The sequence below is a fragment of the Streptomyces sp. NPDC050548 genome (genome assembly GCF_044457385.1).
Classification (GTDB): Bacteria; Actinomycetota; Actinomycetes; order Streptomycetales; family Streptomycetaceae; genus Streptomyces.
The window spans coordinates 19,844-39,794 of sequence record NZ_JBITGV010000033.1; the positions used below are offsets into that span (position 1 = coordinate 19,844).

16 protein-coding genes and 1 pseudogene are annotated in these 19,951 nt (G+C 62.7%); 9 read left to right on the forward strand and 8 right to left on the reverse strand.

Going from position 1 to position 19,951, the window contains the following annotated elements; translation table 11 throughout:
- Window positions 1-52: 52 nt before the first annotated feature.
- Complete coding sequence (locus ACIBJH_RS47015; protein WP_399123181.1) at window positions 53-1,414, reverse strand: ArsA family ATPase; 1,362 nt, start codon at window positions 1,412-1,414, stop codon at window positions 53-55.
- The gene (locus tag ACIBJH_RS47020; RefSeq protein ID WP_399123183.1) at window positions 1,411-2,388 is read right to left on the reverse strand and encodes an ArsA family ATPase; all 978 of its coding nucleotides are present in this window, start codon (window positions 2,386-2,388) and stop codon (window positions 1,411-1,413) included. The genes ACIBJH_RS47015 and ACIBJH_RS47020 overlap by 4 nt, the downstream gene beginning before the upstream one ends.
- An 811-nt stretch (window positions 2,389-3,199) precedes the next feature.
- Between ACIBJH_RS47020 and ACIBJH_RS47025 the strand changes: the two genes are divergently transcribed.
- Window positions 3,200-5,932, forward strand: a complete 2,733-nt coding sequence (locus ACIBJH_RS47025) for a tetratricopeptide repeat protein (protein ID WP_399123185.1) — start codon at window positions 3,200-3,202, stop codon at window positions 5,930-5,932.
- Between the two features lie 64 nt (window positions 5,933-5,996).
- Here the strand turns inward: ACIBJH_RS47025 and ACIBJH_RS47030 are convergent, their stop codons facing one another.
- Both ACIBJH_RS47030 and ACIBJH_RS47035 read right to left on the reverse strand, forming a co-directional pair.
- Window positions 5,997-6,803, reverse strand: a complete 807-nt coding sequence (locus ACIBJH_RS47030) for an aminoglycoside phosphotransferase (protein WP_399123187.1) — start codon at window positions 6,801-6,803, stop codon at window positions 5,997-5,999.
- Window positions 6,804-7,077: 274 nt separating this feature from the next.
- Complete coding sequence (locus ACIBJH_RS47035; protein ID WP_399123188.1) at window positions 7,078-8,196, reverse strand: radical SAM protein; 1,119 nt, start codon at window positions 8,194-8,196, stop codon at window positions 7,078-7,080.
- 1,361 nt (window positions 8,197-9,557) lie between these two features.
- Here ACIBJH_RS47035 and ACIBJH_RS47040 point away from each other — a divergent pair.
- The 3 genes from ACIBJH_RS47040 (at window position 9,558) to ACIBJH_RS47050 (ending at window position 11,168) form a co-directional block, all read left to right on the forward strand.
- Window positions 9,558-10,379 (forward strand): helix-turn-helix domain-containing protein, encoded by an 822-nt coding sequence (locus ACIBJH_RS47040; protein ID WP_399123190.1) that lies wholly within the window; start codon window positions 9,558-9,560, stop codon window positions 10,377-10,379.
- Entirely contained in the window at window positions 10,363-10,578 is a 216-nt protein-coding gene (locus ACIBJH_RS47045) for a DUF397 domain-containing protein (RefSeq protein WP_399123191.1), read from the forward strand. Before ACIBJH_RS47040 ends, ACIBJH_RS47045 begins: the two co-directional genes overlap by 17 nt.
- Before the next feature lie 209 nt (window positions 10,579-10,787).
- Window positions 10,788-11,168 carry an SH3 domain-containing protein gene (locus ACIBJH_RS47050; protein WP_399123192.1) on the forward strand — a complete coding sequence of 127 codons (381 nt, stop codon included), beginning with the start codon at window positions 10,788-10,790 and terminating at the stop codon, window positions 11,166-11,168.
- Window positions 11,169-12,649: 1,481 nt separating this feature from the next.
- Here ACIBJH_RS47050 and ACIBJH_RS47055 read toward each other — a convergent pair.
- Complete coding sequence (locus ACIBJH_RS47055) at window positions 12,650-12,982, reverse strand: hypothetical protein (RefSeq protein WP_399123193.1); 333 nt, start codon at window positions 12,980-12,982, stop codon at window positions 12,650-12,652.
- A gap of 10 nt (window positions 12,983-12,992) precedes the next feature.
- A complete protein-coding gene (locus tag ACIBJH_RS47060) occupies window positions 12,993-14,159 on the reverse strand; it encodes an ImmA/IrrE family metallo-endopeptidase (protein WP_399123194.1) in 1,167 nt (388 codons plus the stop codon).
- A gap of 528 nt (window positions 14,160-14,687) precedes the next feature.
- On the opposite strand from ACIBJH_RS47060, the gene ACIBJH_RS47065 reads away from it, so the two are divergent.
- On the forward strand, window positions 14,688-16,250 hold the full coding sequence (locus ACIBJH_RS47065; RefSeq protein WP_399123195.1) for an ATP-dependent nuclease: 1,563 nt from the start codon (window positions 14,688-14,690) through the stop codon (window positions 16,248-16,250).
- Between the two features lie 108 nt (window positions 16,251-16,358).
- Here the strand turns inward: ACIBJH_RS47065 and ACIBJH_RS47070 are convergent, their stop codons facing one another.
- The gene (locus tag ACIBJH_RS47070) at window positions 16,359-17,168 is read right to left on the reverse strand and encodes a GntR family transcriptional regulator (RefSeq protein WP_399123196.1); all 810 of its coding nucleotides are present in this window, start codon (window positions 17,166-17,168) and stop codon (window positions 16,359-16,361) included.
- A 271-nt stretch (window positions 17,169-17,439) separates the two neighbouring features.
- On the opposite strand from ACIBJH_RS47070, the gene ACIBJH_RS47075 reads away from it, so the two are divergent.
- The 4 genes from ACIBJH_RS47075 to ACIBJH_RS47090 are packed head-to-tail and all read left to right on the forward strand — an operon-like array spanning window position 17,440 to window position 19,797.
- Entirely contained in the window at window positions 17,440-17,823 is a 384-nt protein-coding gene (locus tag ACIBJH_RS47075; protein WP_399123197.1) for a hypothetical protein, read from the forward strand.
- Window positions 17,823-18,272 (forward strand): hypothetical protein, encoded by a 450-nt coding sequence (locus ACIBJH_RS47080; RefSeq protein ID WP_399123198.1) that lies wholly within the window; start codon window positions 17,823-17,825, stop codon window positions 18,270-18,272. The genes ACIBJH_RS47075 and ACIBJH_RS47080 overlap by 1 nt, the downstream gene beginning before the upstream one ends.
- Complete coding sequence (locus tag ACIBJH_RS47085) at window positions 18,272-19,609, forward strand: FtsK/SpoIIIE domain-containing protein (protein ID WP_399123199.1); 1,338 nt, start codon at window positions 18,272-18,274, stop codon at window positions 19,607-19,609. Before ACIBJH_RS47080 ends, ACIBJH_RS47085 begins: the two co-directional genes overlap by 1 nt.
- A complete protein-coding gene (locus tag ACIBJH_RS47090; protein ID WP_399123200.1) occupies window positions 19,606-19,797 on the forward strand; it encodes a hypothetical protein in 192 nt (63 codons plus the stop codon). Before ACIBJH_RS47085 ends, ACIBJH_RS47090 begins: the two co-directional genes overlap by 4 nt.
- A 75-nt stretch (window positions 19,798-19,872) precedes the next feature.
- Here ACIBJH_RS47090 and ACIBJH_RS47095 read toward each other — a convergent pair.
- Window positions 19,873-19,951, reverse strand: a pseudogene (locus ACIBJH_RS47095) (IS5/IS1182 family transposase); the annotation flags it as partial.

Below are 19,951 nucleotides of genomic sequence, written 5' to 3' on the forward strand. Positions count from 1 at the left end.
CCTTCGGGGCCGACCTCGGGCGATCCCCGGGGTGCGCGCCCGGAGGTCCGCGTCAGACCGTCGTCTCGGGCAGCTCCGGCCGACCGGCCGCGAGCCGGTTCCCGATGTCCCGCAGCCCCGCGAGGTCGTGCACATCGCCGGGCAGCGCGGCCACTTCGGCGACGGCCACCTCGGGGTGGCGCGCGGTGAAGCGGTCGCGTGTGCGCTGCTCGCGGGAGAGCAGCCGCATCCGGTCGGCATGCAGTCTGAGCAGGCCTGCGGTGAGTCGGTCGACGGATGGTTCGTCGTCGGGTCGCTTGTCGGCGGGGCGCTCGTCGTCCGTGGTGGCGGGGGAGCCTTCGTCACGAGCCGCTGCCCGGGCACCGGGAGATCCGGTACCGGAGGATTCTGAACTGCCGTACGTGTCGGGAGAGTTACGAAGTCCAGCTTTCCCGCCCACCTGATCGACAATGCGGGACTCCTCAAGATTTTCCGCGGCGGCGAGTGCCCGCTCGGCCGACAACCGGGCGGCTCCGCTGCCGTGCACCCGGTTGAGCACCAGACCGGCCAGCGGCATGTCCTCGGCCGCCAGCCGCTCCACGAAGTACGCGGCCTCGCGCAGCGCGTCCCGCTCCGGGGCCGCGACCACCAGGAACGCCGTCCCCGGCGCCTGCAGCAGCTTGTACGTCGCGTCCGCGCGGGTGCGGAAACCGCCGAAGGTGGTGTCCATCGCGGAGATGAACGTCTGGATGTCCTTGAGGAGTTGACCCCCGAGCAGCTTGCCCAGGGTGCCCGTCATCATCGACATACCGACGTTGAGGAACTTCATCCCGGCCCGGCCGCCCAGCTTCGCCGGCGCGGTCAGCAGCCGGATCAGCTTGCCGTCCAGGAACGAGCCGAGACGTTTCGGCGCGTCCAGGAAGTCCAGGGCCGAACGGGACGGCGGGGTGTCCACCACGATCAGGTCCCAGTCGTGCTGGGCGCGCAACTGGCCCAGCTTCTCCATCGCCATGTACTCCTGCGTGCCCGCGAAACCCGCCGAGAGCGACTGGTAGAAGGGGTTGTTCAGGATCGCGGCGGCCCGCTCGCGGTCCGCGTGCGCCTCGACGATCTCGTCGAAGGTGCGCTTCATGTCGAGCATCATGGCGTGCAGTTCGCCGTCCCCGTCGACGTCCTTGACCCGCCTCGGAGTGTTGTCCAGCGAGTCGATGCCCATGGACTGGGCGAGCCGCCGGGCCGGGTCGATGGTCAGCACGACGACCCGGCGCCCCCGCTCGGCGGCCCGCAGTCCGAGCGCCGCCGCGGTGGTCGTCTTGCCGACCCCGCCCGAACCGCAGCACACCACGATCCGGGTCTCCGGGTCGTCGAGCAGCGGGTCGACGTCGAGCACGCGCGCGGGGGAGATGTGGTGGGGGCGGGCCGGTTCCGGGCTCATGACATCCCCTGCTTCCGCAGCTCGGTGGCGAGTTCGTACAGGCCCGCCAGGTCCATGCCCTCGGCGAGCAAGGGCAGTTCGTGCAGCGGCAGGTCCAGCGCGCCCAGCACGGCCCGCTGGTCGTGCTCCAGGGCGTACCGCGCGGCGTACTCCTCGGCCTGTGCGAGCAGCGGGTCCACCAGCTTCTCGGCATTGCCGCCGCGCCGCGCCCCGCCGAGTCCGGCGGCCGACAGCGACTGCGCGACGGCGGTGCGCGGCACGGCCCGTACGAGATCCAGCTCGGCCGGGTCCAGCACATCGGGCCGCACCATGTTCACGATGATCCGGCCCACCGGCAGCCGCGCCGCCCGGAGTTCGGCGATGCCGTCGGCGGTCTCCTGGACGGGCATCTCCTCCAGGAGCGTCACCAGGTGGACCTCCGTCTCCGGGGACTTCAGGACCCGCATCACGGCCTGCGCCTGATTGTGTATCGGGCCGATCTTGGCGAGGCCTGCGACCTCGTCGTTGACGTTCAGGAAGCGGGTGATGCGGCCGGTCGGCGGGGCGTCCATCACGACGTAGTCGTAGGCGAACCGCCCGCTCTTGTCCTTGCGCCGTACGGCCTCGCACGCCTTGCCGGTCAACAGGACGTCCCTGAGGCCGGGCGCGACCGTGGTGGCGAAGTCGATCGCGCCGAGTTTCTTCAGGGCGCGGCCCGCGCCGCCCAGTTTGTAGAACATCTGGAGGTAGTCCAGAAGGGCCAGTTCGGGGTCGATGGCCAGCGCGTACACCTCCCCGCCCCCGGGAGCGACGGCGATTTTCCGCTCCTCATAGGGCAGCGTCTCCGTCTCGAAGAGCTGCGCGATGCCCTGGCGACCCTCGACCTCGACGAGAAGCGTCCGCTTCCCCTCGGTGGCCAGGGCCAGCGCGAGGGCCGCGGCCACCGTGGTCTTGCCGGTACCGCCCTTGCCACTGACGACCTGGAGCCTGCTCACGTCTTCGAGCCTAACCAGTCCGCGCCCGAACCAAGCCAGAGGCTGTGGACAACGCGACCGCGGACGGCCGGTTCGCAGCCGCTAAAGTCGGCCGCATGACCAAGTGGGAATACTCGACAGTGTTGCTAGATACCGAGTCATAGGCTATCGCAGTCCCTGCCAGTGCAGAAGAACGCCCCACCCAGCAAGTTCCGGGCGGGACACAGGTGTTGGCGTGTCAGCGCTGGTGCCGACCGGCGCACGGGTCGTCTGCGTGGAGCGGTCCTGAGAGAGGAGGCGGACACAGTCAGGACAGGTGTGCAGTGTCAAGGCTGGCCGCTTCGGCGCTGAATGTCTCGGACGGGCACAGCGGCCTCTGTGACGCGGTGGCAGCAACAGCAGGTGCGGAATCTCATACAGCGGCCTCCGCGCGGACTGTGCGGCCGTGGGGGAGATGCGGACGCCGCGGATGGCGGAGGGGCCGACGTGGATTCCGCGTGTAGCCATGTTGAGCGCTCAGAGTCGCGCCGACTGGGCTTGCTGCTCTGGGGTGGCGGGCGCCTGCAGGCTGGTGCATCGCGGTAGGGCCGTACGGGGGCTGATGGTGTCAACGAAAACGGCAGGTTGGCGGCGTAGGGGTGCTTGCGGGAAGGCAAGGGACTGCGGTGGGTGTCTGTGCTAGGGCCCGTTCATCAGGTGCCCATCTTGCGGTGACCGAATGCGAGTCCGAAGGGCAAGGAGCGCAGCGTGACGATCCGTGCGACCACGTCTTCCCGAAGTGAGGGCAACGGCCCGTTCGGCAGTCGATGATGCTCCCATGAGGTGGCGGAAAGTGCGTCCGTGGCTGGCGCTGATAGGACCACTGCTGGCAGTCGTGGTGCTGACCGCAGGACCAGCCGGCGTGAAGGCGGGAGAGCTGTCGTGGCCCAAGTGGCTAGTGGCGGGCTTGGTTGCGGCTGGTGGCGTACTAGTCGCCGTATGGACACCGATCGTCAAAGCTCGGACCGATGCTCTGGCCGCGCGCACGACACGCGCTGTGGAGCGAGAAACGCAAGCCGAAGGAGCCCTCAGCCGCCTTCCAACGCTTAAGGGGAAAGTGCCCGTGGTTGAGGATGTCATCGACCGGGGGCTCATAGGCATCCACGAGGCCATCCCGCTGCCGACTGACACCGCCGTCGACCAGGGGCTTTCCGTAGAACTCCCCACCTATGTGCCGCGCGACATCGACGCAGACCTACGCACCGCGCTCGAAGCCCGAAGCAAGACTGGCGGGTTCGTTTTGTTGGTCGGACCCGCCGCTGCGGGCAAAACTCGTTGCGCCTATGAGGCAATTCGCGCCGTAGTCCCACGCTGGCGCCTCTTCATGCCGGGCGACGCAGCTACGGTGACCGAACTCGTCAGTAGTGGTGCGGATCTCAAGCAGAGTGTGCTGTGGCTCAACGAAACCCAAAACTTCCTCACGGGACCGGATCGCCTTAAAGCATCAACTATTCGAAGGCTGCTTGCCGATGTCGCTCGTCCCGTGATTCTTATTGGTACGATCTGGCCTACAACATATGATCAACTGCGCGCCTCTGTGGCCAGCGCTGACAGTGCCGAAAACGCTGCCGAGGAAGGCGAAGATCACAACACGGACGCATTCGAAGTCCTGAGTCTGGCACGCCGCTTCTCTCTTGGCGTGTGGAGTGATCCCGAGTGGGAGCGTGCCCAGGAACTGACCGCGTTGGACCCACGCATCGCTCAGGCGGCGCGTCATCGCGGGCATACGGGATTGACTCAGACGCTGGCGGCTGCACCGGAACTAATTCATCGGTGGGAGCAGGGCGACAGTCGCTTTGGGCAGTTGGTGATCACTGCTGCGGTCGTCGCTCGGCGGTGTGGCCATCCGGCCACAATACCCGACGCTGTGATAAAGGGTTTGGCTACGGAATGGCTAACCGGAGCCCAGCGGGCAAATGCTGACGAGGGTTGGCTGGCCGATGCATTGAATTGGGCTTGTCGCCCTGTTCATCACAGTGGCGGTATTGCACCCCTCCAAGCCGCTGGAGAAGTGATCGGCCAGGTCGACGGTTACCAGGTATCCGACATTCTGGTCGATTACGAAGGACCCTCTTCTCCTGTCTCGGAAAGCAAGATTACGACGCGTATATGGAGGCTTGTGGCAGAATTGTCGACCCCGCGAGCATGTCTCCTGATCGGTCGCGCAGCGTATCGCGCGCAAATGCTCCCGGAAGCTGCTCATGCCTTAGAGAGGGCGGCACTCGATGGTAACAGCGAGGCTATGTTCAGTCTGGGAGGTATCCAGCGTGACCAAGGCGATATGGAAGCCGCCCGCACCTGGTGGGAAAACGCAGCCGAATCCGGAAACGCCCGAGCGATGACCAATCTAGGATATCTCCTGAACGAGCAAGGGGATCTTGAGGGCGCACGTACATGGTCTGCGCGTGCGGCTAACGCCGGGAATATCATCGCTATGTCAAACCTCGGAAATGCGCTACGCGATCAGGGAGACATCGATGGTGCGCGAACGTGGTACACGCGTGCAGCTGACGCTGGAAACGCCAACGCCATGTTCAACCTCGGCAACCTCCTGCACGAGAACGACGACCCCGAAGGTGCCCGCACCTGGTGGGAACGCGCAGCCGATGCCGGAACCATCAATGCCATGGTCAACCTCGGCAACCTGTTGCACGAGAACGACGACCCCGAAGGTGCCCGCACCTGGTGGGAACGTGCAGCCGATGGCGGAAACATCAATGCCATGGTCAACCTCGGCAACCTGTTGCACGAGAACGACGACCCCGAAGGTGCTCGCACCTGGTGGGAACGTGCAGCCGATGCCGGAAACATCAATGCCATGTTCAACCTGGGCAGCTTCCTGCACGATCAGGACGACACCGAGGGAGCGCGCACCTGGTACACACGCGCAGCCGACGCCGGCGACACCGACGCCATGGTCAACCTCGGTAGCCTCCTGGACGATCAGGACGACCCTGCCGGTGCCCGCATCTGGTACAGGCGCGCAGCCGACGCCGGCGACACCGACGCCATGGTCAACCTCGGTAGCGTCCTGGACGATCAGGACGACCCTGCCGGTGCCCGCACCTGGTGGGAACGTGCAGCCGATGGCGGAAACATCAATGCCATGGTCAACCTCGGCAACCTGTTGCACGAGAACGACGACCCCGAAGGTGCCCGCACCTGGTGGGAACGCGCGGCCGATGTTGGAAGCGCCAATGCCATGTTCAACCTCGGTAGCCTCCTGCATCGTCAGGACGACACCGAGGGAGCGCGCACCTGGTACACGCGTGGAGCCGACGCCGGCGACACCGACGCCATGGTCAACCTCGGTAGCCTCCTGGACGATCAGCACGACCCTGCCGGTGCCCGCACCTGGTGGGAACGTGCAGCCGACGCCGGTGACACTGACGCCATGGTCAACCTCGGTAGCCTCCTGCGTCGTCAGGACGACACCGAGGGAGCGCGCACCTGGTACGCGCGCGCAGCCGACGCTGGTGACACTGACGCCGCAGTTGCATTGAACGCCCTCAGAGTTGAGGAGTGACGGGGCGCGGCTGCTGTCCTGTCCCGGTGGGAGATGTTCTTCCAGCGTTGAGGTAGTCGTTGCGTCAGGAGCGCTGCCGAAACGTAGCCCAGCGGCGAGCGGCACCAAGCATTCGTGCCGTCCATTCATCTGGGTCGTCTCCCGCGATTTCTTCCCATACGTTCGCGGTGGCCCGTGCGAAGGCCGTGATTCCGTCCGTGGGGGCGACGTGCCAAGCGTGGATCTTGTGCGCCCACTGCTCGGCGGACTCCGGTTCGTGGCGGCCGGCAGCCATGAGCCACACGACCCAGAACGCGGCGTCCAACCATGCAGCCCCGCGCGTCGCCCATGCCCAGTCGACGAGATACGCGGAGTCGTCGACGATGACGTTGTGGTCGTTCAAGTCTGTGTGCAGCAGCGAGCGGCCCGCGAAGTACTCAAGGTCAGACGGTTTGGCCGCGTATGCCTGTAGACGTTGCTCCGCCCGTCGCAACTGGACTTCGGGGCATGAGACTTCACCAAGTCGGCGAAGCAAGTCGGCGACCTTCGGCAAGTCTGGTGAACCGGGTGCGTAGTCGGCGTGGTGGCCTTTCAGGTTCTCGAACCCCAGGAGTACCCAACCGGCTTCCTCGACCTGCCAGAGCAAGGCGGGGGCGATTCCGCGCAGGAAGGGGTTCACCTCGGCTTCGCGTTGCTGAGTCCATACGCGCTTGTGGTCGGCGCGGAGTCCCTTGACGAAGCATGATCCGGAGTCCGTGAACACGCGCGTTGCGAGTTCGCTGTTGAATCCCTGGCTTACGGTCTCGGTTTTGAGTACCGGCCCGGTTTGTCTCTCGACCGCAGCGAGTGCGGCAAGTGGCAGGTCTTCGAGGGTGATTCGGGTTGTGGCCACAGCTCCCAACGCTCTCATGAGACGGGTCGCGCGGGCTCCGTGACGAGTCAACGCCATGAAGCCCGCGCGGGTCGCGCTACTTGCTATCCCTGATACGGGTTGTCGTCGTTGCACCCGGCGAGCGTCGCCGGAGTCAGCGACTCGACGTCCTCCACAATGACGAGCCCGAGCGGCTCAGTGCTCGCCGGACGGACAACGGGCGGGGGACTCAGCGGAAGGGGCGGTACCATCAACCCCGATACGGGGCGGGTGGTGATCTCGACAGCAACAGCAGTCATGCGACATCTCCCTTTTCGTGCTGGCAGTAGTTTTCCAGTGGCGCCTTCGCAGCCTGGTATGCCTTTGCGAGCGGTCGGCACACTCGGCATGTTCCCGAGAGCTGACAGCCACTACAGCCACCGGTGCGAAGCATTTGGGCATCTGCGATTGCGGGCAGACGAAAAAGGCCGTCAAGCCCCTCAGCTACCAAGCTGATTGGGTTTTCGCGTCCGATCTTGCACATGGTCGCGAACCCGTGAGGGTCGACGTGAAAGAAGGTGTGTCCGGCTGGACAGCCCCCGAAAACTGAGGACTTGTCCAAAAGCCCTGGGGCTTGTGTTGCAAGTGGCTCCGAGGTGCCGTCGTAGGTCGGAGAGATGTTCGAGTACTCCGAGTACGTCTCGGCGTAGTCCGCTGCCATGGCGCGCATGGAATCCACTTCATGCGCATTGTGCTTCGTGACGATCAGAGTCAGTTCAAGAGGAATCCCAGCATCCTTGGCGGACTTGAGCCCCTTGAGTAAGAGCTTGAAAGCTCCCGGCTTCCTGGTCAGAGAATCGAAGCTCTCGACTGTTGCGCCATAGAGCGAGACCTTCACCTTGTGCGGCGGCATATCCTTGAGTAGGTCGACCACTTCGGGCCGGTGAAGCCGAGATCCGTTCGTCAGAATCTCGATCATCATCCCCATGCGGTACGCGTGTTCGTAGGCGGCAAGGAAGTCTCTGTCGATCGTCGGTTCTCCACCTGTGATCTGAAGCCACAGAACGCCAGCGTCGCGCAGCAGGGAGAGGAGTTCCCGCTTGCCATCCAGAGGCAGGCCGGCGAACTTCCGCTCGGCCAAATAGCAGTGTTCGCAGTTGAAGTTACAGCCCTTGTTGATCTCCCATGACGCGCGGCTGTAGTTGAGCGGGGTCAGAGCGCGGGCCAGAACGGCTTCCTTGCTTGAGTTGCCGGAGAGTTCGACGCCCCAAGCCTGCCGTGCCGCGTCCGCAAGCCACCCCGGGACCGATTCCCCATCCTCGACTGCCTTCGACAACTCACGGAACATCGCATACGGAATCTGAATCCCTTGCCGCGCACCCGGACGCACGACGACGAACTTGTCATGCTGCGGGCTCACGATCACCTGGTGCATCTATCCTCCGCTTCAACTTCCGGCCCGTTCGGCTACCGCCGTCATCAGATAGCCGAACGGGGGTCTAGTGGGGGTGTCCTTCTGGTTGTTCGTGTCCGTCTTGATCTCCGCCCGGTTCACCTGGACCGAAATACGGCTGCTGCGAGGGAAGGAAGATTTCCGGGCTGCACTCTCCGCATCCAGTGCACGAGCCGCCCGCTGTTGCTTGGCACGCCATTTACTCGAATCGCTCCCATGAATGTCCGCCCCTGTGCTGGCTGTACAGCCAGCAAGCGTCTTCTTCCACAGGGCTTCGTGACGGGCAGTACGTTTTGCGCTGTACCTTGACGTCACTGCCGTCTTCGCACCATGTGACCCACGCACCGCCGTCATGGTCCGGCCCCAGGTCGAGCAGTAGTGCGGCATGGTCACCGAACGGGTGCCGGTCGATTTCGCACGTCACACTGTCCGGAACGATGACAGGGCTTTTCTCACTGTGAGGGAACGAAAGAGCCGTTTCGCGTAAGCCTTCAGGCACGTCTACAGCGGCACTGCATCCCATGAGCATGGAGGTCACTTTCACGTAATGACCCGCCTTACTCGCGCGGGTTGTAAGTCTGTCGGCATCCCGCTGACGGTCAGTTCCGCGAAGTCGTCAAAGGTGCGCCGGAAGTGCATGTGCCCGGTTTCCCGCATGTGGCTTCGCATCCAGTCATCAACTTCCGTGGGGTTGTCGAATCCCCCTGACTTCGCTCCGCACGACTCTTCGGCACCTGCTACGCACGCTGCGGAGTACTCGGGTGTAACCGTGGGGTCTTGCCGGGTTGTGAAGTGAACAAAGCGGAGCACTTTCCCGGCGACCATCAGATTGCCCCCGCGCTTCGTGCGTTGATTTCAGCGAGGACACCGCTCAGAGCGTCGGAAAGCTCAACAGGCTCGACGTCGTCAGGACGGACGTCCCATTCCCGCCCACCCTGAACGGGCCGGAGTTGGACGCGTCCGCCAACGTGCCCCATGACGCGACCCACCTTGTCGTTCCGGGTGTCTCGCGCTGTGGTCCCGACGTCAGGCTTCATGAGATCAACCGTCGCAGTCCGGCTTCCACTGCCCGAAGGTCGACCGTGTGGGGGTCGGTCCGCCCGCCGCGTGGTCTCCAACCGAGTAAGGCCCACGGGCCCAACTCCCGCTGTAGGGCGACCAGCTCCGTCACGTCGTCCGGGGTGCGTGTGGTCGTGGTGGTGGTGCTGGTCATGGTCGGTTGCCGTGCCTTCCGCTTCTCGCTGCTGTGTGTGACTTCTCCCTCACACCATGGCGTGCTGACGCGTACGCTCAACAGGGGAAAGGCGTTTCCAACGCGGGTGGAAAGACGGTGAGTTGAACAGATGAGCGATGAGCCGGCCAACGCCCTTGAGTGGTTCGGCCAGGAACTAGCCGCAGCCCTGGAGCACAAGGGGGCTACGCAACACGAGTTGGCCGACTTCACCGGCTACAAGCCCCCCTACGTGTCGAAGGTCAAGAACGGGCAGGCGATGCCGTCGCTCCACTTCGCGGAGGGGTGTGATCGCTTCTTCAACACGAGCGGTTCGTTCGCACGGCTACAACAGCGACTCAGCCAACAGGGCTACCCGTCGTGGTTCGTGCCGTACATCCAGTACGAGAACCGAGCCGCATCGATCCTTGACTACAGCCCTGGTCTGATCATGGGTGCGCTTCAGACGGAAGCGTATGCAACAGCGGTCTTTCGGTCTTCGGGCCCACGGGACAGCGTGGAGGCGATCAGGGACAAGGTGGCCAGGCGACTCAAGCGACGGGAAGCGTTGGACCGTGAGGACCCCCCGCTTCTGTGGTGCGTCCTGGACGAGTCTTGCCTGAGGCGCACGGTTGGCGGGCCGGCGACGATGCGCGAGCAGTTGGGCAGCTTGCTCAAGGATGCGGAGTCACCGCACATCACGCTTCAGGTGCTCCCGTACTCGTCGGGTGCACCTTCGACGCACCTTGCCTTCACTCTGCTGGAGTTCAGCGACGAACCAACTGTTCTCTACGTTGAAACCCCGCTCTCTGGGCAGGTGGTTGACTCGGCGTCTGTGGTTGCTGAGAGCGGCGTGACCTACGATCGACTTCGCGCCGACGCTCTTTCACCGGAAGCCTCGCTGTACCGCATTCGTACGCTGATGGAGGAACTACCCGATGAGCAACACCCCTGATCTGTTCTGCGTTGAGTGGGTCAAGTCCTCGTACAGCGGCGGCAACGAGGGGCAGTGCTTCGAGTGGGCCCCGTCGTACGCGATAGCTCACGGCGTCGTCCCGATACGGGACAGCAAGACCCCCGACGCTCCGGCGCTGATGCTCTCGCCCGAAGGGTTCGCTGGTCTTGTGGCGTTCGCTCGCAGTGCTCACGTGTAGCTGGCACGACAGAACCCCATGTTTCCTGGCAGGCAGGAAACATGGGGTTCTGTCGTGTTGCGGATAGAAGGAAGCGTGACAGTCAACTCATCCGGATAAGTGGTTGACCGCAGTGACGCGGTTGTCAGATGCTGGCCACTCATCCGGATGAGTGACTGCCTGGTGGTTGGCGGCTGCTCGTCCTCTTCTGAACCGAAGGGGTTTTGATCATGGGACGTAATGCACTGCGGTCGCTGGCCGTGTCTACCGCGTTGGTGGCCGGCGTGGGCCTGGTGGGTGTCTCGGGTGCGTCGGCGCTGACCCCGGACCTGGAGCGGTCGGGCGTCCAGTCCAGCCAGGTGTCCACGATCAACAGCGCGAACGACGGCCCGTACAAGACGGCCACGGTGAACGGGTTGCGGGTGCGCACGGGGCCGGGCACGAACCGGATGATCCTCGGCCTGATCTACAGGGGGCAGCGTGTGCGGGCCATCGCGTCGGCGCGTGACCGTCGTGGGCAGCGCTGGGACAAGGTCCGGCTCGTGAAGGCTTCGCGGGGTGGCCTCCCCCGTGGCTTCACGGGCTGGGTGACCGAGATGTATCTGTACTGATCGAGTGCCGGGAGGTCTGACCTAGGTCGACGGCCCTTCTCCGCTGCGGCGGGGGAGGGTCGTTCCTGTGCGATCGCGATTCGAGAGTACGGAGATTTCGTGAAGAAGATATGTAGAGAGTGTGGTGATTGACTCAGTTCCGTGACCGCACTGCCGGTGCCTGGACCCTCGTGTGACGCGTGGGCATATTCTGTTGATCTATTTGCTCGTGCTAAGCAATGCTCTACCTTTCGTGGCGTGGTGGGCTTCATTGGGGGTATGGGCGGCAACGATGGGGATGGGGGAGCGTGTGCGATGGTGAATAGTTCGGCGGGGAGCTATGGCGAACCTGAGGACGCCGCGTATGTGCCGGGCGTCGACTACGTGTCGGGCTGGCGCATGGCGTCGGAGGCTGCCGACGAGGTGAACGGCGCGCTTCGGGACATGGGCGTTGACGAGGGTGCAGTGCGGGCGGTGCCTCACTCGGGGGCGCATGGTGAACCGGTGGTGTGGCTGAGACCGGAGGATGCACGGCTGATAGCTCGGGTGCTACGGCAGGCCCGATGACACATGCTGGGCGAGGAGAGGGAAGGGGAGTGGGGATGGCGCGGGATGACTGGAAGACGGCGAAGGGCTCTCGGGTGAGGGTCGAGACTGACCGGCACGGAGAGTTCATCGTCTGCGCGGGGTGCGGGAAACGGATCAAGATCACGGGTGCGGGTCCTGCGATCTTCGCGGTTCGGCAGCACACGGCGAGCTGCACCCGTTAGCGGGAAGCGGCTGCTCAGCAGGCTGGGCCGGCACATGGCTGGACGCTTCTTGAGGACCCGATGACCAGGGAAAGTGGCTGGTCAACGTGCGTGATGGCCTCAATCGCACACGGGTCTGTGCCACGGCGAAACCGGCATCTGCGATTGAGGTTGTCACGCCTGGGCGGGGTCCAGGGGTGTGCTGTAGCACCCCTGGTACCACCGCCCGCAACCACTCTCGTCAGGGTGCTGTGTGCCACGGTGAGAGGCGTTGGCGTTCTTGGTGAACTGCGGTGTCGGTGGACGGAGTTGGGGCCCGTGGCGGGAGGGTGTGGGCCTCGCTCTCGTGGGGCTGGCCTCCCTGGGCGACAGACCGGACAGACGACAGAAGCCCCTCGCGCTGACTGCGCGGAGGGCTTCTCTGCTTGGTCGGGGTGCGTGGGGTGTCGGGCGGTTGCCGACCGGACGGGACCGGCCGAAGGCCGCACGCCCGTCCGGGGCGGCAGGACCGCCCGGCGCGCCGAAGGCGCGCCCTTGAGCAAGTAAAGAGAAGTTACTCCGGTTGAGATGGCCGGCTGCGTGCTCGTCTGGGAACCTTTGTCGGCGTAGTAGGTGTGCAGATCTGGGCCTAGCGCGCTGGGCGCCCGTGACTCCTTGTCATAGCAAGGCGACTCCCTGACATCGGCAGTGTCCGGTGTGCCGGCAAGCTGCGGGAGGAGTGGGTGCCTGAAGGCGTGCCCTCTGTCGTGACCCCTATTCTCCGTGCTCACCGCTCTGTCGCTCGCGGTCGATGAGTTCTGCAATCGCTGATTGAGTACCCTCAGTTTCCCCTCGCGCTCCCTTAACGCGTCGGATGACCGCCTGAATTCCGCTCCGGATATAGGAAGCTGCAACATCAGACGCTACGCCACCTCCAATAGAAATACTGATGGTCACCAATTCGGCAAGGCCGAATCCATGGCCTGACTCTTGATCAAGAACCTCGATCCGGAGATCAGGAATGTCAACCAAGATCTTCTCTTGATTCTTGGGTGCGACTTCGCCCAATGTATCTACGTCTAGGGTCAAAGAAAACTGCTGATTCATGGTTCCTCTTCTAGGTGTGAGACTGAACAGAGAAGCAGTGCTTCTTCTCGAATTCCTTGGCAGCCGATCTAATCCAGTCGACACCTCTTTCGCGAAGCTTTGCTTTGGCCTGAAACAGTACAAGGTCTCCGAGGAATTGACAGTCTCTTTCTTCTGCAGAGGAGAATTCGATATCGCTGACGCGTTTAACTAGCCACGTTTCCCGATCACGAATCGGTACGTCGATCCAGTCGATGTCGTATCCGGAAAGAACTGCTCCGATGATCCTATCCAGTGTGAGATATAGAAAAAACCAGCGACATGACGCCATGAACATTCCACTGCTATCGTTGTGGAATTTTTCATCATCAAGCAGAAGTTCATACGCGAAGGTATCTGCTTCCCGTTCGAGCTCAGGGCTCGGGGCTTTATCTTGGTGAAAGACAAGGTGTGCGTACTCGTGAGCCAACATGAAGTTTACTTGTATGCGCGCACTTTCTTTGGCCCGCATGAATAATTCTTTACTCGGCGCCCTGGGGATCGGCAGAGAACTATAGTTGACGTTCGAAAAATACAGAGAGAACAAGTATGGCAGCAATAGATCCACATAGTTCTCCCCGGCCATCCAGACTTCGGTATCGACCACATTGGAAGTCGAGTCGTCGGCTTCGGATTCTGTTTGCTTGAACGGGCCTCCAGGGCCAAAGGCTCGCCGCAAGTTGGTAGCCATGCTCCAAAGGAGCAGATTAACCGTCCTGAGATGGGTTGGTGCTACTGCTGAAATTTCGATACGTTGTTCAGCGGGAAAACAATAGGCTTGAATCTTCGGGGTGAGTACGAAGGAGCATCCGATAGCATCAATCGCAGATGGTTCGACTCTGCCGGAACTCTTCAGGTTTTCTCGAAATTCTCTAATCCAGAGCGGGTTCGCAACCTTAGTCCAATTATCTACCAGATTCCGCGCGTCCTTAGCACACCCTAGGCTGAACATTTGAAAGCTCTTCCAGCCTTCTTCCGTACAATCTGAGCCGAGAGTGATCGACGATCTCAAGAGGTAGTGAGCAATACTGTATTCAGTAGCTGACGGTTTCGAGCTGCGAATAGAGTGGCGCGGCTCTATTTCGTCAGCTGGCCCTAAAACGAAGCCATCGATGTCAAAGTAAAAGTAGATGGATTCCGGATTGTTGGCTTCTGGCACAGTTCCCCCCTGTCAGATTAGCGCTCAGTGTAGCCTGCGTCGCCCACTGTAACGGCCGAATCGGGGAAGTTGATCATCCGAGATGACCATGTGCAGGGCAGTAGTTGAGCGTTGGATTTGATGTGTGGTTGTCGCTATCCATGATCAGTACGGTTCCTGTGTCGAACCGCTTGCGTGGGTGCCGTACGCGCGAAGGGTAAAGATGATCGTTTTCAACCGGCCGCAGATCTAGAGATGTCGAACAACTGGGCGAGCCGCTGTAGGCCACCCCCACCCCTCCCATGGCGGGCGCCGAGCCTGCTTTTCAGACGGCCAGCGCCATGTCTCATGGCGTGGTGGCGTCTTGGAGTGCTACCGCGAGCTCACTCCGGAGTAGAGGCATTCAGCATGACGCCGAGCACCTTGATCACTCTTGAGATGGTTGATCACGAGCGATCACAGACGATCAAGAGAGAAGTAATTTCTTGATTGTTTCTTGGGCTGGCAACCACAAACAGACTACTCACAGATTCCCCTATAATCTCGGCCATGCGCATTAAAAGGATCAGGGTAGCTGGCTGGAAGTCCTACGAGGAAGTCAACATCGAGCTTTCGCAGCTCAATGTGCTAGTCGGGCGAAATAATGCTGGGAAATCTGCGCTAATTAAGGCGGCCCACTGTCTCCAGTCCGGAAATTATGTCCAGCGAGATGAAATTCGCCTCGGCTCGGAGAGTGCGCTGTTTCAATTTATTCTCGAAGAATTCAATGCCAAGAAGTATGCCGAAGGTCCTGTTTTGGGTGGCGATGTTCCAGGGCTTGAGGAAGACGGGATGATTGCGGAAGTCTTGGCGGAGGTTCACCTTACGCGGCCCAACAGTGATGACCGTCCCTCCGCCACCACTGAATATATCCTTCACACGAAGGATCAAGTATATGGTGGCTTCCCGAATATTCCCTCAATGGAGCCGGATAACTTCATCTATCCCTATCTTTCGAAGCGAAAGGTTCCCACCTACGAGAAATCCGTTAACAGACAACTTGCCCTTCAGGTGCCAGGAACGCTTCAACAGCTTTCGTCGAAGGTAGCGCGGCTTTTGAGCGCCGGCCACCCCGGCGGTAGTCAATTTAGGTCACTTTGCTCTCGCCTGTTGAATATGGATCTAGGTACTGTGGTCGTGGAGAATGGCCAACTGGTGGGTTTCACGGTCGGACAGCTTGGTGACATCACTATCGATTCCATGGGGGAGGGGGTAGCTGGTGTGCTAGGCCTCATCATCGATTTGTGCGTTGCCGATGGCAATCTGTTTCTCATCGAGGAGCCCGAGAATGACATTCACCCGCAGGGTCTGAAGGCGCTTTTGGAAGTAATTATTGAGAAGTCAGCCACTAACCAATTCATCATCTCGACTCACTCGAATATTGTGGTCAAGTACTTGGCTTCCGCTCCTGACAGTCGGTTGTATGCGGTCGAGCAAGGAAGTAATGGTCAGGGTATTCCAACCTCAACGGTTCGGCTCGTCGATACACCTGAAGACCGTAGCGCGGTATTGCGCGATCTCGGCTACGATCTTCACGATTTCGACTTGGCAGAAGGCTGGCTTATCCTGGAGGAGGCGTCAGCCGAGCGGCTCATCAGGGACTACCTAATTCCGTGGTTTGCGCCTAAGCTCACCCGTATTCGCACGATTGGAGCTGGCGGAACGGGTGACGTACCGCCCACTTTCAAAGAGTTCGCCAAGTTGGTTCTCTTCATCCACCGAGAAGAGACGCTTAAACATCGGGCTTGGGTGGTGGTGGATGGCGACGAAAGCGGACAGGAAGTAGTTGATAAACTCAAGAGTAAGTACGTGAGTTGGCCTGCTGACCGTTTCCGTCTTTTTGAAAAAGGGCAGTTTGAGGACTACTACCCGCCTCGATTTGAAGAACAGAGAGCGGCTGCGTTCAGCCTGCCTAAGGGCCTTGAGCGGCAAGGAGCAAAGAGCGAGCTTCGTCAGGCCGTGCAGGATTGGTGCGATGCCAATCGTGATGCTGCCCGTGAGGAATTGGCTGAGTCAGCTGCCGAGGTGATCGCTGTGCTCCAAGAGATTGAAGCTACCCTCTTCGATAATTAAGCGCTATTTGCAGCGAAAAGCCCCCGACCAATCGAGCTGGTCGGGGGCCTCGGTCTCGTCTCCTACGAAGTCACCTGTCGAACTCCTTCGTCTTGCGCAAGTAGAGGGTCACTCCAATGGGGTGTGGCGACGGGCGGGGAGCTTGGCGGCGGGGGCTTTGGTCGGCGTCATGGGGTAGGTGAGCTGGCACGTGGCTGCGGGCGCCTTCAACTCCTCGCACAGCAGCGGGCGTTGCTGGTCTGCGTCGCCGGTGACCCGGTAGGTGATCAGGAGGGGGCTGGCGTCGTTGATGCCCAGTGCGGTGCGCTCGTCGGGGTAAGGGGTGCGGGCGGTGACGTGCTCGGTGAACGTCAGATTCAGCCCGGTGTCGGCAAGCTGCTGGTACAGGTCGCTGATCTCGGCGTCGGGCTGCTCGGCGATCGAGGGAACGTCGGATGCGGTGGACAGGGGGATGAGGACACGGTGGGCCATGCGGGCGCCGGTCGCCGGGTCGTGGATCATGCGGTCAACGCTGATGGCGTCCTGGTCCTGCTGGTTCAACAGGAGTGCCGGGGGCCCCTCCAACGTGGTCCGGCTGACGGCGGGCGGCTCCGTCTCCATCGCCTCCGGCAGGCGCCAACTCCCCTTTGTGGTGCGCTGGATGGAGCGTTCAACACGGGTCGCGGGCAGGACTCCGCCGGAGGGAAGAACGATGCTGCCCTTTCCCTGCTGCGACTCGACCAGCCCCATGGTGCGCAGCTCGGCAATGGCGGCCCGCACGGTGTGCTTGCCGACCCCGTACATCTTGACCATCTCGGTCTCGGACGGAAGGACTTCGCCGGACTCGTAGCGGCCTCGCCGGATGTCGCCGGCTACACGCTGGGCAACCTGCATGTACATGGAGGGGGCACGTTCGATGTGCTCTCGGGCTGCTGCCATGCCTGGTGTCCTTGTCGGTCGCCGGTAACTCGTTCAACGGGTGCCGGGCGGTGGGTGGTTGGGCCGGTGCGAGGGTCGGTTGTCAGTGGTGCGTGGTATACGCGTGCTCGCCACTCATGAGGATAAGTGGTTGTCCGTCCTCCGTACACCTGACCCAACTCATCCGGATAAGTGGTTGACCTCCGTAGTGTTTGCGAGTGAAAATGATCGCTCCACCTCATCCGGACGGATGTTCGGGTCTGGTGCGTACTGACGAGAGAGGTGAACTTCCATGGACAACAAGCCGATCGATGTAGCGCGGCTGGGTGCGATCCGCTGTGTGATCGCTCCGGAACCGCGCACCACGCTGGAAGGTGACCAGCGCCGCGACCGTGAGGGCAACCCGTTGTGGATCACGGGTCTGTCCATCCGGCAGGCGGCGGGGCGGCGTACGGACGTCGTCCACGTGGTCACCAGCGGTCAGCCTCAAGGTGTCGCGGAGGGCAGTGAAATACAGGTCACGAACCTGTGGGCCAATGAATGGGCGGTCGACGGCCGGACCGGTACGACCTACCGGGCCGATGCAATCATCCCCGTGTCGGCCTCAGGTGGCGGGGCGGCGCCGGCTCCTGCTCCGGCCGGTCTGCGTGGCAAGTCGGCGGGCGGTGATTCGTGATGGAGCGCTACTTCTGGCACCTGAGCGGCCCGCAGGCCGACGGTCTGGCCTGCGTGGTGTGCAGCGCGAATTTCCTGATGCAGCGGATCACGTCGATTGCGGTCGGCCGGTCACCTGCGGACGAGTCTCAGGTTTTCGCATGCAAAGAACCGTGCGCGGGGCGGATCGCCGAAGAGGCGGAACGGATGGCACGCGAGATGCGGACGGCGACGGGCACCACCGCCCTGGACATGCCCCAGGGGGACGACTCGCCGTTCGGCGTCGACGGCCCCTTCGGCTCCCTGCTGCGGGACCTGCGGACGCTGGCCGGTACCGAAGCACTGCTCACCATCTCCGACGACGTACCCACAATTCGTTTCCTGCTCTCCCTGGCGGCACGTCATGCCGAAGCGGCCATGATGCGCGCCCGGCTCGTGCTGGCGCAGACCCAGGAAGGGGAGGCGGAGTGATGCTCGGCTCCGTGATGGCGTGGACGCTGTTCGCGCTGGTCCTGGTCGGCGTGGTGACTCGGAAGTCGTGGGTACCGCGTCTTGAGGCTCGGGGCGCGCTGGTTCAGCGGTGGCCGTGGCGCTGGTGGCTGGCCGGTTATCCGGAAACCGCGCTGCGGGTCCTCACCACCTGGCGGCGGCTGGCCTACCTGAACGGGCTGTCGGTGAGCATGCGGCCGGACCGCCGTGTGATCGGCCGAGACCTGGTGGTGCAGGGGACGGCGCTGCGGCCCCGCCCTCCTCGGCTGGTCTGGCCGGTACCGACGAAAACCGGGCTGAGGCTGCGAGTGCTGCTGCATCCAGGGCAGACTCCGGCGCCGTACTACCAAGCGGCCGAAGCCATGGAACACGCCTGGCGCGTCTACGGGGTGCGGGTCACCTCGCCTCGCCGGGGACAGGTCCTCATCCATGTCACGGCCCTCGATCCGCTGACCGGAGAAGTCCCTTCTACCCGTGGGCCGTTGCCTGTGCTCCTGTCCGCTGACGTAGGCCGCATCGAGGACGGCGAGCCCTGGCTGATCGACCTGCGGCGCGTTCCCCACTGGCTGATCACGGGGGCCACGCAGTCCGGCAAGTCGTCCTTGCTGGCCTCCCTGGTGCTCGCGCTGGCACCCCAGCCGGTCGCCCTGGTGGGCATCGACTGCAAGGGCGGTATGGAACTCGGCCTGTTCGGCGGGCGCCTGTCCGCGCTGGCCATCGACCGCACACAGGCACTCGGCCTGTTGTCCGGCGTGGTCGACGAGATCCAGGAACGCATGCGGGTATGCCGGGCGGCAGGCAAGCGGTCCATCTGGGAACTGCCTCCCTACGACCGGCCGGTGCCCCTGGTCGTCATCGTCGACGAGCTGGCAGAGCTGTATCTCACGGACGGCTCGCGGGAGTCACGCGACGAGGCAGAGCAGTGCGGAACGCTCCTGCTGCGCGTCGCTCAGCTCGGCGCGGCGCTCGGCGTCCACCTGGTGGTGGCCGGACAGAGGGTCGGCTCCGACATCGGCCCTCGCGTGACTGCCCTGCGTGCCCAACTCGGCGGACGCGTTGCTCACCGAGCGCATGACGAGGCATCAGCGGAGATGACCCTCGGGGATATCAACCCGGACGCCGTGGTCACCGCGCAGAACATCACGGAGGGCGAACAGGGCGTTGCCGTGGTCGCCATGGGTGGCCGGTGGATGCGCGCTCGGTCCCGACTGATCACCACTGCCGATGCGGCCGAGATCGCCCGGACTGATCCCCCGGTGAATCCGTTCCTTACTCAACCCGACTCCGCGACATTCCAGAAAGGAGAGGCAGCGTCATGAATCAGACAGACATGTGGGTCGTCGACTCGTTCCTGTTGCTGTACGTCGTCATGGTCGCCCGCTCGCGGGAAATCCGCTGGTACCAGGCCACCCTTATTTCAATGTTCGGATTCCTGCTGGCCGGAACTCCGTTCGCTTATCCCGTGTGGTTCATGGTGCAGGAAATCGGCGGACTCTTTTTCAGCTGAGACAGGAACAACTGCTAAGGCTGCAAGAGATCGTCCTTCAACTTAGATACAAACTACATTGAGCCTTTTCCAACCTCAGCTCGTTGCGTGGTGAAGGACGAGGACGGCCTTCACCATGTCGGTGATGCGGTTGGTGCTGCAGCGGAGCTTTCGG